Source organism: Microbacterium hominis NBRC 15708, from assembly GCF_001592125.1.
In the GTDB taxonomy this organism is placed as follows: Bacteria; Actinomycetota; Actinomycetes; order Actinomycetales; family Microbacteriaceae; genus Microbacterium; species Microbacterium hominis.
The window spans coordinates 387,482-402,161 of the sequence record NZ_BCWI01000001.1 but is presented as its reverse complement, the minus strand read 5'-3'; the positions used below and the strand labels follow the sequence as shown (position 1 = coordinate 402,161).

The following is a 14,680-nucleotide window of genomic DNA, read 5'->3' as shown; positions in this document are numbered from 1 at the left end:
TGGCGGATGGGGCTCAGATGGCGTGCAGCGGCTTGCCCGCCAGGGCGAGGAAGGCCTCTCCGAGGGCCTCGCTCTGCGTGGGATGGGCGTGGACGTAGGGGGCGATGTCCTCGGGATGGGCCTCCCAGCCGACGGCCAGCTGACCCTCGGTGATGAGCTCGCCGACCCGATCCCCGACCAGGTGGACCCCGACGACGGGGCCGTCGGCGACCCGCACGACCTTGACGATGCCGCCCGTGCCGATGATCTCGCTGCGTCCGTTGCCGGCGAGGTTGTACTCGTACGCGACGACGGCGTCGCCGTGGGCCGCGCGCGCTGCGGCTTCCGTGATGCCCACCGACGCGACCTCCGGGTGGGAGTAGGTCACGCGCGGGATCGTGTGCTCGGGCACCGCGATGGGGGAGAGCCCGGCGATCTCCTCCGCGACGAAGATCCCCTGCTGGAACCCGCGGTGGGCCAGCTGCAGGCCGGGGACGATGTCGCCGGCCGCCCACACGTGGGCCACGCTCGTGCGCAGGCGGTCATCGACGACGACGAAGCCGCGCTCGATGCCGACGCCGGCCTCCTCGAATCCCAGGTCGGCCGTCGCCGGGCCGCGCCCGACGGCGACCAGCAGGTATTCGGCCGACAGCTCGCTGCCGTCCTCGAGAACGAGCGTGACCGCGGCATCCGTGGGCGTCACCGACGCGAAGCGCGACCCGAGCCGTGCCGTGATGCCCCGCTTGCGGAAGGCACGTTCCAGCGCCTTGCTCGAGGAGACGTCCTCCGCGGGGACCAGGTGATCGAGGGCCTCGACGATCGTGACCTCGGCCCCCATCGACCGCCAGGCGCTCGCGAACTCGACGCCGATCACGCCGCCTCCGAGGACGATGACGGATGCCGGCACCTCGGTCAGGGCGAGGGCCTCCTCGCTCGAGAGGATGCGCCCGCCGATCTGGATCCCCGGGAGCGTGCGCGTGTAGGAACCGGTCGCGAGCAGCACGTCGGTGCCGCGATAGAGGTCCTCACCGACGGCGACCGCCGGCCCGTCGGCATCCACCGCGAGCCGTCCGGCTCCGGCGACGACCGTGATCCCGCGCGCCTTCACGAGACCCTCGAGACCCTTGTACTTCTTGGCGACGATGCCCTCGCGGAACGCCGTGACGGCGGCCGCGTCGATGCCCTCGAACGAGGCGCGCACGCCCACCTGGGCGGCGTCGCGCACGCTGTCGGCGACTTCCGCCGCGTGCAGGATCGCCTTCGTCGGGATGCAGCCGCGGTGCAGGCAGGTCCCGCCGAGCTTGTCCTTCTCCACGAGCACCACCGAACGGCCGAGCTCGGCCGCTCGCAGGGCGGCGGCGTAGCCGGCGGAGCCTCCGCCGAGGACCACCAGGTCGGCGCGGTGTTCGGTCATCGTGCGTCTCCTTCGACGAATGCGAGCAGCGAACGGATGGTCGCCGCGGTCGGACCTTTGTCCGTGGCACCGGTGGCGGATTTCGTGGATCCGCTGCCGGCGATGTCCAGGTGCACCCAGGGGATGCGGGGCGCGTCCTCGGCATCGGACGTGCGTCCGACGAATCGCTGGAGGAACAGTCCCGCGAACAGCGAACCCCCGGTGGGGTCGCCGATCTTCGCGTTGACGAGGTCGGCGATGGGGGAGTCGAGCTCCTCCTCCATGTGGGCGGGAAGCGGCAGCGGCCACGCGGGCTCGTCGACGGATGCGGCGGCCTCGAGATACTCCGCGACCGCGTCCTCGCTTCCCATGACCCCGGTGTGCCGCGATCCGAGCGCGACCGAGATCGCACCGGTCAGCGTCGCGACGTCGATGAGGACGTCGGGGCGGGTGCGGCTCGCCGCCACCAGACCGTCGGCCAGCACCAGTCGCCCCTCCGCGTCGGTGTTCAGCACCTCGACGGTCGTCCCGCCGAGGATGCGCAGCACGTCGCCGGGGCGGATCGCGCGGCCGGAGGGCATGTTGTCGGCGAGACACAGCCATGCCGACACGCGCACCGGCAGCCGCAGCTGCGCCGCCGCGCGTACGACGGCGAGCACCGTCGCCGCACCGCACATGTCGTACTTCATACCGACCATGCCGGCCGCGGGCTTCAACGACAGGCCGCCCGTGTCGAAGGTGATGCCCTTGCCGACGAGCGCGACATGCCGAAGGGCGTCGGCCGGGTGGTAGTCCACCCGCACGAGTCGCGGGGGGCGATCCGACCCCTGGCCCACGCCGAGGATTCCGCCGTATCCGCCGTCGGCCAGCTGCGTCTCGTCGAGCACCTCGACCTCGACGGGGAGGTCACGCAGGACGTCCACGGCGGCGTCCGCGACATCCTGGGGGCCGAGCCATTCGGCGGGGGTGTGCACGAGGTCCTTGACCAGCGCGGCCGCCGCACCGACGGCGCGGACGCGTTCGAGCTCCGACTCCGACGGCGCGTGGTCCGCCCGAAGGATGACGCGACGGGCACGAGCCGGCGCCGCGGTGGTCTTGTATCCGTCGAACCGGTAGCCGCCGAGGACGGCGCCCTCCGCCGCACCGCGCCAGCCGTCGGCATCCGCGCCCACGGCCTCGATCGCGATGGTGTCGAAGCCCGCCGTGGTGCGGATCGCGGCGCCGACCGCGTCGCGCAGCGCCGACGCCCCGGGGCGCGAACCTGTTCCGACGACGATCAGGGGGAGGCGGGTGGAGTCGGCCACCGCGACGCGGATCGCCCCGCCCGGAGCGCCCGTGAAGCCGACCGCCTCGAGAGCGTCGGACAGGCCGGGCCAGTGCCCCAGCTCGTCGGCGACCTCCTCGAGAGGCGGCAGGGCCAGGACGAGGGCATCCGCCTCGATCCCGCGCAGAGGGTCGGTGGTGTACGACAGCTCGGGAAACGCCATGACCTCCATCCTAGGTTTGCCGTTCGCCGCGGTGGCGTGCGCCCGCCCCCCCACCGGCGCGCCGCCCGCGGGTCGTGTTCGCTGTCAGCGGCACGCGGCGCCGCACGCGGCGGGGGCTCGTACAGTGGAACCATGCCCTTGAGCGGTCCCCTCTACGAGCGCGTCGCGTCGGCCCCACCCGTGCCCGCGGGCATCCCGATGGTGATCGTGCTGACCGGATTCACGGATGCCGGCGGTGCGGTCTCGCAGATGGTCGACATCTTCCGCGAGGACCTGGATCCGGCGCCGCTGGTGACCTTCTCGGCCGACGTGCTCCTCGACTACCGTGCGCGGCGCCCCACGATCACCTTCGACGCCGACCATCTCTCGGACTACCGCCCTCCGCGGCTGGAGCTGTCGCTCGCGCACGACGCGATCGGCCAGCCGTTCGTGCTCCTCGCCGGGTACGAGCCCGATTTCGCCTGGGAGTCGTTCGCGGAGACGGTCATCGGGCTCGCCGAGGGCCTTCAGGTGTCCTCGGTGACCTGGGTCCACGCCATCCCGATGCCGGTGCCCCACACGCGCCCCATCGGAACGACCGTCAGCGGCACCCGCAGCGATCTGACGCAGGCGCACTCCGTGTGGCAGCCGCACACGCAGGTGCCGGCGACCGTGGGACATCTGCTTGAGCACCGCTTCGCGCAGAGCGGCGCCTCCGTCTCGGGGTTCGTTCTCCTCGTGCCGCACTACCTCGCCGACACCGACTATCCCGCAGCGGCGTTGGCCGGTCTCGACAGCCTGTCGGTCGCGACGGGCCTCGTCTTCGACGCGGACGGCGTGCGCGAGGAGAACCGGGAGTACGTCTCGAAGGTCGACGACCAGGTCGAGGGCAATCCCGAGCTGACCGCGATGCTGCGCACTCTCGAGGAGCGGTACGACTCCTACATGGCCGGCTCCAACCTGGGCCAACCGATCATCCACACCGGAGATCTGCCCAGCGCCGATGAGCTCGCCGCCGAGCTCGAGCGCTTCCTCGCCGATCGTCGCACCGATGACCACCGCCGCGACGACGACCGCCGCGGCGAGGACCGCAAGGGCGACGAATGGCGCGGCGACGACCGGCGCGGCCGGCGCTGAGGGGAATGCCCGCCCGTCCCACGACGTTGTGGATGCTGTGGGGATCCTGATCGACTGTTGCGCACGGTGGATCCGATGATGTATGCGACAATGGATCCCTGACCCGTTGTCGACCGAAGGCCGTTTCCCCTGGAAGCGGCTGCGGACTTGACAAGGGTCTTACTCCTGTCCGAAAACCCGGCGCTCCCGTCGGTGAAAGGCAAGACGTGACCTCAGGCACGAAGACCACCCGCTCCCGCAAGGTCGAGGAGGAGGAAGCCACGGAGTCCACCACGGAACAGGCCACGAGGAAGCCGGCGGCCAAGAAGGCTCCTGCCAAGGCGCCGGCGAAGGCGAAGGCCGCCCCCAAGACGGCTGCGAAGAAGGCCACGTCGGACGACGACGAGGAGCTGGACGACGACGTCGAGCTCGATGAGGCCGACATCGACGACACCGCCGACGAGGCGACGGACGACGACGCGGAAGACGCTCCCGCGGCCGCGGCCGCCAAGAAGGGCGACGGCGAGGACGACGACGAGGAAGAGGACGGCGCGACCAAGCCGGCCTTCTCCGAGCCGCTGCCGACCGGCGCGATCGTGATCTCGTCGAGCGACGAGGACGATGTCCCTGTCTACTCGACGCAGATCACCGGCGCGACCGCCGACCCGGTCAAGGACTACCTGAAGCAGATCGGCAAGGTGCCGCTGCTGAACGCGGCCGAAGAGGTCGAGCTCGCGATGCGTATCGAGGCGGGTCTGTTCGCCGAGGAGAAGCTGTCGCACATGTCGGCCGCCGAGAAGTCGAGCCAGCTCGGCCTCGATCTCCAGTGGGTCGCCCGCGACGGACAGCGCGCCAAGAGCCACCTGCTCGGCGCCAACCTGCGCCTCGTCGTCTCGCTGGCCAAGCGCTACACGGGCCGCGGCATGCAGTTCCTGGATCTGATCCAGGAGGGCAACCTCGGTCTCATCCGCGCGGTCGAGAAGTTCGACTACACCAAGGGCTTCAAGTTCTCTACGTACGCGACGTGGTGGATCCGCCAGGCCATCACCCGCGCCATGGCGGACCAGGCGCGCACCATCCGCATCCCCGTGCACATGGTCGAGGTCATCAACAAGCTCGCCCGCGTGCAGCGCCAGATGCTCCAGGATCTGGGACGTGAGCCCACGCCCGAGGAGCTGTCGCGCGAGCTCGACATGACCCCCGAGAAGGTCATCGAGGTGCAGAAGTACGGCCGCGAGCCGATCTCGTTGCACACACCGCTCGGCGAGGACGGCGACAGCGAGTTCGGTGACCTGATCGAGGACACCGAGGCCGTCGTGCCCGCGGATGCCGTCGGGTTCACGATGCTGCAGCGTCAGCTCGAGTCGCTGCTCGACTCGCTGAGCGAGCGCGAGGCGGGCGTGATCCGCATGCGTTTCGGTCTCGGCGACGGGCAGCCGAAGACGCTCGACCAGATCGGCGACACGTTCGGGGTCACCCGCGAGCGCATCCGCCAGATCGAGTCGAAGACGATGGCCAAGCTCCGCCACCCGTCGCGGTCGCAATCGCTGCGGGACTATCTCGAATGAGCGCCGACGTTCCCAACGACGGCAAGGTGCTCACCGTCACCGTCGAGGGGACGACGTTCGCGCGGATCCCGATCCGCACGCGCGTCGTCATGCCCGGCGACGACCTGGACGCGTTCGTGACGGAGTACGCCGCGGCCGAGGTGACGGCGGGGGACCTCCTCTTCGTGACCGAGAAGATCGTCGCGATCACGCAGGGCCGCTCCTACACCCTCGACGAGATCCAGCCGCGTGCCCTCGCGCGCTTCCTCTCGAAGTACGTCACCAAGACCTCGTACGGCATCGGCCTCGGCATGCCCGAGACCATGGAGATGGCGCTGCGCGAGTGCGGCACCGTGCGCATCCTGTTCGCGGCCGCGGTGAGCGCCGTCACGAAGCTGTTCGGGCGACGGGGCGACTTCTACCGCATCGCCGGTGACAAGGCGCGCGCGATCGACGGGCCCACGAACGGCACCATCCCGCCCTACAACCGCGCGGTCGTGCTCGGACCGACCAAGCCGACCGAGGTCGCGACGCGACTGCGGACGCTCCTCGGCGGGCAGGTGGAGGTCGCCGTCGTCGACATCAACGACATCGGCGGCAACATCCTCGGCTCGACGCTCGACAAGGCGGGGGAGCGCCGGCTCGTGCGCATCCTCGCCGACAACCCGCTCGGGCAGGGCCACGAGTCGACTCCGCTGGGAATCATCCGCACCGTCTGAGCCCCACGACGCGAGAACGCCGGCGCCTCCGATTCGGGAGCGCCGGCGTTCTCTCGCGTCGAGGGAGTGTCTTGCCGCGTGCGCTCAGAACCCCATCGCGGCGCGATAGCGCGGCAGGTGTCCGTGCCGGATGCCGGTGGCCGACGGCTTGTTCTCGAAGACGCCCGCGCCCCAGTTGCCCTCGACCAGCACGGGACCGGTCGGCGTCACGACGATGTCCCAGCCGACGTAGCGCACCTCGGGGATGACCAGGGCGACGTCCGAGATGAGGGCGCGCACCTCGTCGATCATCGGCAGTCGATAGTCCGCGATGCGAAACCCCGTGTCGGGGTGGGTCTCGAACAGCTCGCCCGACGTGGAGTAGCCCATGCCCATCGCGCGCCCGTCCTCGTGCAGCGCCGTGTAGAAGCCGCCGAACGACGCCTGGTCGCTCACCTGGCCCCGCCCGAACTTCTGGGCCATGTTGATGATCTCGACCGTGCCGTCGTCCTTGACGAACGTGGTCACCCGCGTCGTGTTGGCGGTTCCGGGGGCGATCGCCTCGAGATCCGGATGCTGGACGATGCGCTCCTCGATGAGCACCTCGCCCTTGTTCCTCAGCTCCGCGTGGAACGCCTCCCAGTCGGTCACGTCGGCGGCGTCGTAGCGGCGCACGCCGAGCCCGGACTTGCTGACGGGAACCTTGGCGATGAAGACCGGATGCCGCTGCGCGAAGGCTCGCAGTTCCTCGACGTTGCCCGGTACGAGCTCGAGCCACTCACGCCCGAGGAAACGATCGAAGTCGCGGTTGAAGTCGACCTTGTGGTGGAACCGGTGGACCTGGGCGGGATCGTCGTAGCGGTTGGACAGCTCGAGGGCGAGGGGACTCGTGACCCAGGTGGCGCGCTCTGCCCGCGTGAGGATCGCGAAGTCGAACTCCATGTAGTCGTTGAACCCGACGCGGTGGCGCGCCGCCGACCAGAGCATGTCCACCAGCACGAGCGGATAGCTCTTGCCGTGGACGTTCGCGGTGAACCGCGCCCGCTCCGTCAGCGAGGCGACGTCGAGCCCGCGGGCGCGTTCGACGAGGACCGCGAAGCGGTGGAACAGCGGAAGGCCTCGAGATGCCATGGCAGAGTCCTCCCAGGGACGAGCGGGAACGGGGTTCCCCTCAGTCTACGTGGGGGCCTGCGTGAGGCTCAGCGCGCCTCGGCGAGGCGCGCGGTCTCGTCGTGCCACGACGTGGCGACGGCCCGCAGCTTCTCCTCGTACTTGCGTCCGTGGTGCGCGCAGAACAGCAGCTCGCTGCCGTTCACCTCGGCGGCGATGTAGGCCTGCGCACCACACGAGTCGCAACGGTCCGTTGCGCTCAGTCGGTACTCGAGGACGTCGGGCTCTGCGGTGGTCGACATGCTCATTTCGGGTCCTCCTCGGTACATGAGTTGCGGTGCGGTGTCATGACATACAACCACGCCCTGGCCGCAGGAATGCCGCGATCCGGTCACATTTCGCTGTGCGCGTACCCCGCCGCGGTGCGGGAATACGGCGGTTCGGGAACGGAGTGTGTGTCGCGGCCGCAGTGTCGGCGGGGCTGGATACGCTTGAGGATTGTGACAGCCGAGTATTCCGCCCACCACCTGCAGGTGCTCGAGGGCCTGGAGGCCGTCCGCAAGCGCCCCGGCATGTACATCGGGTCCACCGACTCCCGGGGACTCATGCACTGCGTCTGGGAGATCATCGACAACTCCGTCGACGAGGCCCTCGCCGGCTACGGATCGCGTATCGACGTCGTCCTCCACGACGACGGCAGCGTGGAGGTGCGCGACCGGGCCCGCGGCATCCCCGTCGACGTCGAGCCCCGCACCGGCCTCACGGGCGTCGAGGTCGTCTTCACCAAGCTGCACGCCGGCGGCAAGTTCGGCGGAGGCTCGTATGCGGCATCCGGTGGTCTGCACGGCGTGGGCGCCTCCGTCGTCAACGCCCTCTCCGAGCGTCTCGACGTCGAGGTCGATCGCGGCGGCAAGACGTACGCCATGTCGTTCCGCCGGGGAGAGCCCGGTCGCTTCGACGGCCCGAGCCCCGATTCCGCGTTCACGCCGTTCGAGCGCGCGTCCGAGCTGCGGGTCATCGGCAAGGCGGCCAAGGGCGTCACGGGCACGCGTATCCGCTACTGGGCCGATCGGCAGATCTTCACGAAGGATGCGACGTTCCATGCCGACGAGCTCGAGCAGCGCGCGCGACAGACGGCCTTCCTCATCCCCGGCCTCGAGATCGCGATCGTCGACCAGCGCGGAGCCGAGGTCGTCGAGACGACGCACCGCTACGACGGCGGCATCTCGGAGTTCGCCGAGTTCCTCGCGCCCGACGCGGCCATCACCGACACGTGGCGGCTGACGGGCACGGGCACGTTCACGGAGACCGTCCCCGTGCTCCAGGCCGGCGGCGCCATGGTGCCGACCGAGGTCGAGCGCGAGTGCGAGGTCGACATCGCGTTGCGGTGGGGCACCGGCTACGACACGGTCACGCGGTCCTTCGTCAACATCATCGCGACGCCGAAGGGCGGAACCCACCAGGCCGGCTTCGAGCAGGGCCTGATGAAGGTCGTCCGCACGCAGGTGGAGCAGAACGCGCGGCGTCTGAAGGTGGGCGCGGGCGAGAAGCTCGAGAAGGACGACATCCTCGCCGGGCTGACGACGGTCCTGACCGTGCGTCTGCCCGAGCCGCAGTTCGAAGGACAGACCAAGGAGATCCTGGGAACCCCGGCGGTGCGCACGATCGTGGCGAACGTCGTCGCCAAGGAGCTCGGGGAGCGGTTCTCCTCGACCAAGCGCGACGACAAGTCGCAGACCGCCCTGCTGCTGGACAAGGTCGTCTCGGAGATGAAGGCGCGCATCTCCGCGCGCACCCACAAGGAGACCCAGCGCCGCAAGAACGCGCTGGAGTCGTCGTCGCTGCCCGCCAAGCTCGCGGATTGCCGCACCTCCGACGTCGAGCAGTCCGAGCTGTTCATCGTCGAGGGGGACTCCGCCCTCGGCACGGCCAAGCTCGCGCGCAACAGCGAGTACCAGGCCCTCCTGCCGATCCGCGGCAAGATCCTCAACGTGCAGAAGGCGTCCATCAGCGACATGCTCTCGAACGCCGAATGCGCCGCGATCATCCAGACCATCGGTGCCGGCTCCGGCCGCAGCTTCGACCTCGAGGCGGCGCGCTACGGCAAGATCATCCTCATGAGCGACGCCGACGTCGACGGTGCGCACATCCGCACGCTCCTGCTGACGCTGTTCTTCCGCTACATGCGCCCGCTCATCGAGGCGGGACGGGTGTACGCGGCCGTGCCGCCGCTGCACCGGGTCATCGTCGTGAATCCGGGATCGAAGCCGAACGAGACGATCTACACCTACTCCGAGCAGGAGCTGCACGCCTTGCTCGCGAAGGTGCAGAAGTCGGGGCGCCGGTGGCAGGAGCCCGTCCAGCGCTACAAGGGTCTCGGCGAGATGGATGCGGACCAGCTGGCGGAGACCACCATGGATCGTGCCGGGCGGCTGCTGCGGCGCGTCCGGGTCCAGGATGCCGAGGCCGTCTCGGGCGTCTTCGAGCTCCTCATGGGCAGCGACGTGGCACCCCGGCGCGACTTCATCGTCACCTCGAGCGACAAGCTGGACCGCGAGGCGATCGACGCCTGAGGGCCCCTGAAAACGCGCGGGGCCCGAAACCGATCTGGGGGGATTCGGTCTCGGGCCATCGCCGCGGCTACGGGGGACATCCGGATGACGACGAAACCAGATCGGTCTCCTCGTCCCCGAAATCACGGACGTCACGCGCCGTGCCCTGTGAAGAACCGACTGGGGATCAGCTCTTCGGCTAGATAAACAGTAGGCGCGCGAAGATGGCCACGACCTCGACGATAGGCGGATTCGCCTGCGACTTTCGTATAGACCTGTGGCGCGAGGACATCCCGCCGGGATCAGCCGGTCAGGGGGAGCGAAGCGCTCACGACCCAGCCGTTGGACTTGCGTTCGGACTCGAAGGTTCCGCCGAACAGGCGGAAGCGCTCGCGGAGCCGCATGATGCCGTAGCCCGACGCGGGAAGACCCGCGGTGCGCGCCGGCGGGGAGTCGTCGGCGAAGGTGAGATGCACCCAGCCGCGTTCGACCCGCAGGACGATCTTGACGTTGTGGGCACCCGTCGCGTGCTTCAACACGTTCGTCGCACTCTCGCGGATGACGCGGGTGAGAGCGACCAGCGATGCGCTCGGCAGGCGGAGGTCGGCGGGGATGTCCGCGTGCACCTGGATGCCGGCTTGACCGAGTTCCTTCGTCACAGCGGCGATGGTGCCGTTGATGCCGTCCGGAGAGGAGACGCGGTCGGGCGAGAGGTTCTCTTCACCGCGCACCATGCCGAGAACGCGGCGGATGTCGGTGAGGGCCTGAACGGCCGCCTCGCGGATCGCCGTCTGCGACTGCGACCGCGTCTGCACGTCTTCGGTGCGGTCCAGGACCGCGGCGTGCAGGGCGACGATGGTGATCTCGTGCGCGACGATGTCGTGCAGCTCGTCCGCGATGAGATCGCGCTCGTGCTTGAGCTGCTCGGCGACTTCGCGCTCGCTGACTTCGAGTTGTAATGCCAAAGACTGCGCCCTCTCGTACTGTTGCCGGATCGCCAGACCGATCATCAGACTCACGACACTGAGGATGGCGACGATGAGCCCGCCCAGTGGCTGGAAGACGGAATCAGGCCTCCAGACGACCGCGACAAGCCAGACGAGCCATGCCACGAAGTACACGGCCGTGAGCAGACCACTGCAGCTGAACGCCACCAGGCCGAGGATCGCCGCCCCCGCGAGGAGGCTGTCGGCAATTCCCGTGACACCGGCCAGCAGCGCCGCAACCACCAGGACGATGGCCGCGACCGGCGGACGCCATGCGAAGAGGGCAACCGAAAGGGTGATGCTTGTCGTGATGGCGGCAGAGATGATGTTGCCCGGACCTCCGGACGTCGCCCGGAAGAGCGAGTCGAGGATCAGGGCCACTGCCGCGAGAATAATGACGATGCGCCGAGCGGCGGGCCGCAGCGGCTGGTACGCCCAGAAGGGCGCTCGCACGAAGCGAAGAAGGTTCTCTCGAACGGAGGTCACCTCGCGATTATCTCGCGAATGTGCACCCTCACTTGAAGATACCGATGAGCTGTCCAAGCCAGTACCACATGTGTTTCACCTCCTGCAATCTCTCGAATCGATTCTTCAAACAGAGGTCCTCTCGCACGACCGACGTATAGCTACATCAGTTGCGACTTTCGTCGATATCGCGTGGAATCGGCTCCACAGCGCTGTTCGTAAGATGGGGATGTGACGGAACCGATTCGGGTGATCATCGTCGACGACGAGTCGCTGGTGCGCGCAGCACTGCGCGTCTTCCTCGATTCGGCTGACGGCTTCGACCTGGTCGGTGAGGCCGACAACGGCATCGACGCGATCGCGCTGGTACGCAGCACCCACCCCGATGTCGTGCTGATGGACGTGCAGATGCCGAAGATGGACGGCATCGAGGCGACGCAGCGGCTGACGCGGGAGTTCCCGGGCATCAAGATCGTCGCCCTGACCACGTTCTCGTCCGAACGCGTGATCGTGCCGATGCTCAGCGCGGGCGCCTCCGGCTTCCTCGTGAAGGACACGTCGCCCGACCGCATCCTCGACGCCGCTCGTCTCGCTCACGAGGGCGGATACGTGCTCTCACCCCGGGTGGCGAAGGAACTCGTGAGCTCGGTCCAGCAGAACGAGCCCCCGGCGCCGCGCCAGGTCGGACGGGACGAGGAGCTGACCGAGCGCGAGCTCGAGGTGGTCACCCTCCTCGCCCAGGGCATGTCCAACGCGGAGATCGCCGCCGCGATGTTCGTCTCGGAGGCGACCGTGAAGTCGCACCTGGGCCGCATCACCGCCAAGTGGGGTGTCCGCGACCGTATCCAGGTGCTGATCCGCGCCACGCAGTACGGACTCGTCTCGCTCGGCTGACGCCCCTCAGACGATCGCGGTGCCGACCGCGGCGACGACGGCATCCAGGGCCTGTCCGGACGCGTCGCGCTTGGCGCCGACGTCGGGGAGCGTTCGCACCGCACCGTCGGCCGCGAGCGCACGCGGCTCGACGCCGACCCACGCCAGGGTGAGCGCGTCCTCGCCCTTGAGCAGGCGCTGCGCGCGCACGCCGCCCGTGGCGCGGCCCTTCGGCGGGAACTCCGAGAAGGACGAGACCTTCGCGCTTCCCGCATCGGTGCCGGCGATCGCGAGCAGCGAGCCCGCGATCGTGACGACCACCGCGGCGTCGGCATCCGTGACGGCCGTGAACGCGATCACGCTCGCGCCGTCCGAGAGCCGGATGCCCGCCATGCCGCCCGCCGAGCGCCCCTGGGGACGCACGCTCGACGCATCGAAACGCAGCAGCTGCGCATCGGATGCCACGAACACGAGCTCTGCGCCGTCGGGCGCGATCGCCGCGCCGACGACGCGGTCGCCGTCCTTCAACGAGATGATCTCGACGTCGTGCTTGCCCGGCGCCAGCTCCGCGGTGGAGACGCGTTTGACGACGCCCTGCGCCGTGCCGAGAGCGACGACGACCTCTCCGAGCGGGACGATGCCGACGACGTGCTCGCCCGCCGCCAGGCCCAGGTACTGATCCGCGCGCGTCCCCGCAGCCAGCTGGACGGCATTGGCCGGCACGGAGGGCAGGTCGACGGGGGAGAAGCGCACGAGGCGTCCGAGGCTGGTCACGGCGCCCACATCGCCGCGCGTCGTGGCATCGACGGCGGCGCGGATGCCGTCGTGCTTCGCACGCCGCGTGGGGGCGACCACCTCGCCCGACTCGCCGAGCTCCGCGCGCACCATGCGACCGGTGGCCGACAGGAAGACCCGACAGGGCGCGTCGGCGATCTGCAGGTCGGCCGGCGCCGCGCTGCGCGAGCGCGCGGCGACGGGCCCGCCGTTGAGCAGCATCGTGCGCCGCGGTGTGCCGAACGTCTCCGCCGCGGCATCCAGCTCGTGCGCGACCTGCCGACGCAGCAGCACGTCGCTGGCTAACAGGGCTTCCAGCTCGGCGATCTCCTTCTTCAGCGCATCCTGCTCGGTCTCCAGCTCGATGCGGGAGAACCGGGTGAGACGGCGCAGGCGCAGTTCGAGGATGTACTCCGCCTGCACCTGCGACAGGTCGAAGACGCTCATCAGCTTGGAGCGCGCCTGCTCGCTGTCATCGGAGGCGCGGATGACCTGGATCACCTCGTCGATGTCGAGGATCGCGATGAGAAGACCCTCCACGAGGTGGAGCCGCTCCTGCTTGCGGGCAAGGCGGTAGCGGCTGCGCCGGGTGACCACCTGGATGCGGTGGTCGAGGTAGACGCGCAGGAGCGGCTTGAGCCCGAGCGTCTGCGGCTGGCCGTCGACGAGCGCCACGTTGTTGATGCCGAACGAGTCCTCGAGCGGGGTGAGGCGATACAGCTGCTCCAGGACGGCCGCGGGGTCGAAGCCGGTCTTGATGCCGATCACGAGCCGCAGCCCGTGGTTGCGGTCGGTCAGATCGTTGACGTCGGCGATGCCGGTCAGCTTCTTCGCGTTGACGGCATCCTTGATCTTCTCGATCACGCGCTCGGCGCCCACCATGTAGGGCAGCTCGGTGACGACGATGCCGGTGCGACGCGGCCCGAGCGACTCGATGGAGGTCTTGGCCCGGGTACGGAAGGTGCCGCGCCCGGTCTCGTACGCCTCGGTGATGCCGTCGAGGCCGACGATGATGCCGCCGCCGGGCAGATCCGGCCCGGGAACGAACTCCATGAGCTCCGCGGTCGTCGCGTCGGGGTTGTCCAGCAGGTGGATCGCCGCCGCGACGACCTCGATGAGGTTGTGCGGCGCCATGTTGGTGGCCATGCCCACCGCGATGCCCGAGGCGCCGTTGACCAAGAGGTTCGGGAACGCCGCGGGCAGCACCGCCGGCTGCTGGAACTGACCGTCGTAGTTGGGGACGAAGTCGACGACGTCCTCGTCGAGGTTCTCCGTCAGCGCGAGAGCGGCCGGGGCCAGTCGCGCCTCGGTGTAGCGGGCCGCGGCGGGACCGTCGTCGAGCGACCCGAAGTTGCCGTGCCCGTCGACGAGGGGAACGCGCAGCGCGAACGGCTGAGCGAGGCGCACGAGCGCGTCGTAGATCGCCGAGTCGCCGTGCGGGTGGAGCTTGCCCATGACCTCGCCGACCACGCGCGCGCTCTTGACGTGTCCGCGGTCGGGCCGCAGGCCCATGTCGGCCATCTGGAACAGGATGCGCCGCTGCACGGGCTTGAGCCCGTCCCGGGCGTCGGGAAGGGCGCGGGAGTAGATCACCGAGTACGCATACTCGAGGAAGGAGTCCTGCATCTCCGCAGAGACGTCGACGTCCTCGATGCGGCCGTGATCCTCGGGGATGGACGCGGTGCGCGAAGCTGCCATGGATGTGCGGTTCCCTCGGTGCT

At 69.4% G+C, this 14,680-nt stretch carries 11 protein-coding genes; 5 read left to right on the top strand and 6 right to left on the bottom strand.

Annotation, left to right across the window (positions count from 1 at the left end):
- Nucleotides 1–13: 13 nt before the first annotated feature.
- Nucleotides 14–1,393 carry a dihydrolipoyl dehydrogenase gene (lpdA, locus tag MHO01S_RS01950; RefSeq protein WP_061781761.1) on the bottom strand — a complete coding sequence of 460 codons (1,380 nt, stop codon included), beginning with the start codon at nucleotides 1,391–1,393 and terminating at the stop codon, nucleotides 14–16.
- Nucleotides 1,390–2,859 carry a leucyl aminopeptidase gene (locus MHO01S_RS01945; protein WP_061781760.1) on the bottom strand — a complete coding sequence of 490 codons (1,470 nt, stop codon included), beginning with the start codon at nucleotides 2,857–2,859 and terminating at the stop codon, nucleotides 1,390–1,392. The genes lpdA and MHO01S_RS01945 overlap by 4 nt, the downstream gene beginning before the upstream one ends.
- A 132-nt stretch (nucleotides 2,860–2,991) precedes the next feature.
- Between MHO01S_RS01945 and MHO01S_RS01940 the strand changes: the two genes are divergently transcribed.
- From MHO01S_RS01940 to MHO01S_RS01930, 3 genes are all read left to right on the top strand, one after another.
- Nucleotides 2,992–3,975 carry a proteasome assembly chaperone family protein gene (locus MHO01S_RS01940; protein ID WP_060959542.1) on the top strand — a complete coding sequence of 328 codons (984 nt, stop codon included), beginning with the start codon at nucleotides 2,992–2,994 and terminating at the stop codon, nucleotides 3,973–3,975.
- A gap of 206 nt (nucleotides 3,976–4,181) precedes the next feature.
- Nucleotides 4,182–5,522 (top strand): RNA polymerase sigma factor, encoded by a 1,341-nt coding sequence (locus MHO01S_RS01935; protein WP_060959543.1) that lies wholly within the window; start codon nucleotides 4,182–4,184, stop codon nucleotides 5,520–5,522.
- A complete protein-coding gene (locus MHO01S_RS01930) occupies nucleotides 5,519–6,220 on the top strand; it encodes a coenzyme F420-0:L-glutamate ligase (protein WP_060959544.1) in 702 nt (233 codons plus the stop codon). Before MHO01S_RS01935 ends, MHO01S_RS01930 begins: the two co-directional genes overlap by 4 nt.
- Nucleotides 6,221–6,304: 84 nt before the next feature.
- Here the strand turns inward: MHO01S_RS01930 and MHO01S_RS01925 are convergent, their stop codons facing one another.
- Nucleotides 6,305–7,330 (bottom strand): sugar-transfer associated ATP-grasp domain-containing protein, encoded by a 1,026-nt coding sequence (locus MHO01S_RS01925; protein ID WP_060959545.1) that lies wholly within the window; start codon nucleotides 7,328–7,330, stop codon nucleotides 6,305–6,307.
- Nucleotides 7,331–7,398: 68 nt separating this feature from the next.
- Nucleotides 7,399–7,617 carry a DUF7455 domain-containing protein gene (locus tag MHO01S_RS01920; RefSeq protein WP_060959546.1) on the bottom strand — a complete coding sequence of 73 codons (219 nt, stop codon included), beginning with the start codon at nucleotides 7,615–7,617 and terminating at the stop codon, nucleotides 7,399–7,401.
- Nucleotides 7,618–7,809: 192 nt separating this feature from the next.
- On the opposite strand from MHO01S_RS01920, the gene MHO01S_RS01915 reads away from it, so the two are divergent.
- On the top strand, nucleotides 7,810–9,882 hold the full coding sequence (locus tag MHO01S_RS01915) for a DNA gyrase/topoisomerase IV subunit B (RefSeq protein WP_060959547.1): 2,073 nt from the start codon (nucleotides 7,810–7,812) through the stop codon (nucleotides 9,880–9,882).
- A gap of 281 nt (nucleotides 9,883–10,163) precedes the next feature.
- Here MHO01S_RS01915 and MHO01S_RS01910 read toward each other — a convergent pair whose 3' ends face one another.
- Nucleotides 10,164–11,333 (bottom strand): sensor histidine kinase, encoded by a 1,170-nt coding sequence (locus MHO01S_RS01910; RefSeq protein ID WP_223848929.1) that lies wholly within the window; start codon nucleotides 11,331–11,333, stop codon nucleotides 10,164–10,166.
- Nucleotides 11,334–11,543: 210 nt separating this feature from the next.
- Here MHO01S_RS01910 and MHO01S_RS01905 point away from each other — a divergent pair, with 210 nt between their 5' ends.
- Complete coding sequence (locus MHO01S_RS01905) at nucleotides 11,544–12,206, top strand: response regulator (protein ID WP_082734145.1); 663 nt, start codon at nucleotides 11,544–11,546, stop codon at nucleotides 12,204–12,206.
- Nucleotides 12,207–12,212: 6 nt separating this feature from the next.
- Here the strand turns inward: MHO01S_RS01905 and MHO01S_RS01900 are convergent, their stop codons facing one another.
- Nucleotides 12,213–14,657, bottom strand: coding sequence for a DNA gyrase/topoisomerase IV subunit A (locus MHO01S_RS01900; protein ID WP_060959549.1), 2,445 nt, complete (start codon nucleotides 14,655–14,657; stop codon nucleotides 12,213–12,215).
- Nucleotides 14,658–14,680 lie beyond the last annotated feature (23 nt).

Bases quoted from the DNA above. Each gene is read 5' to 3' on its own strand.
- lpdA (WP_061781761.1), bottom strand. From the start codon at position 1,393: ATGACCGAACACCGCGCCGACCTGGTGGTCCTCGGCGGAGGCTCCGCC.
- MHO01S_RS01945 (WP_061781760.1), bottom strand. From the start codon at position 2,859: ATGGCGTTTCCCGAGCTGTCGTACACCACCGACCCTCTGCGCGGGATC.
- MHO01S_RS01940 (WP_060959542.1), top strand. From the start codon at position 2,992: ATGCCCTTGAGCGGTCCCCTCTACGAGCGCGTCGCGTCGGCCCCACCC.
- MHO01S_RS01930 (WP_060959544.1), top strand. From the start codon at position 5,519: ATGAGCGCCGACGTTCCCAACGACGGCAAGGTGCTCACCGTCACCGTC.
- MHO01S_RS01925 (WP_060959545.1), bottom strand. From the start codon at position 7,330: ATGGCATCTCGAGGCCTTCCGCTGTTCCACCGCTTCGCGGTCCTCGTC.
- MHO01S_RS01920 (WP_060959546.1), bottom strand. From the start codon at position 7,617: ATGAGCATGTCGACCACCGCAGAGCCCGACGTCCTCGAGTACCGACTG.
- MHO01S_RS01900 (WP_060959549.1), bottom strand. From the start codon at position 14,657: ATGGCAGCTTCGCGCACCGCGTCCATCCCCGAGGATCACGGCCGCATC.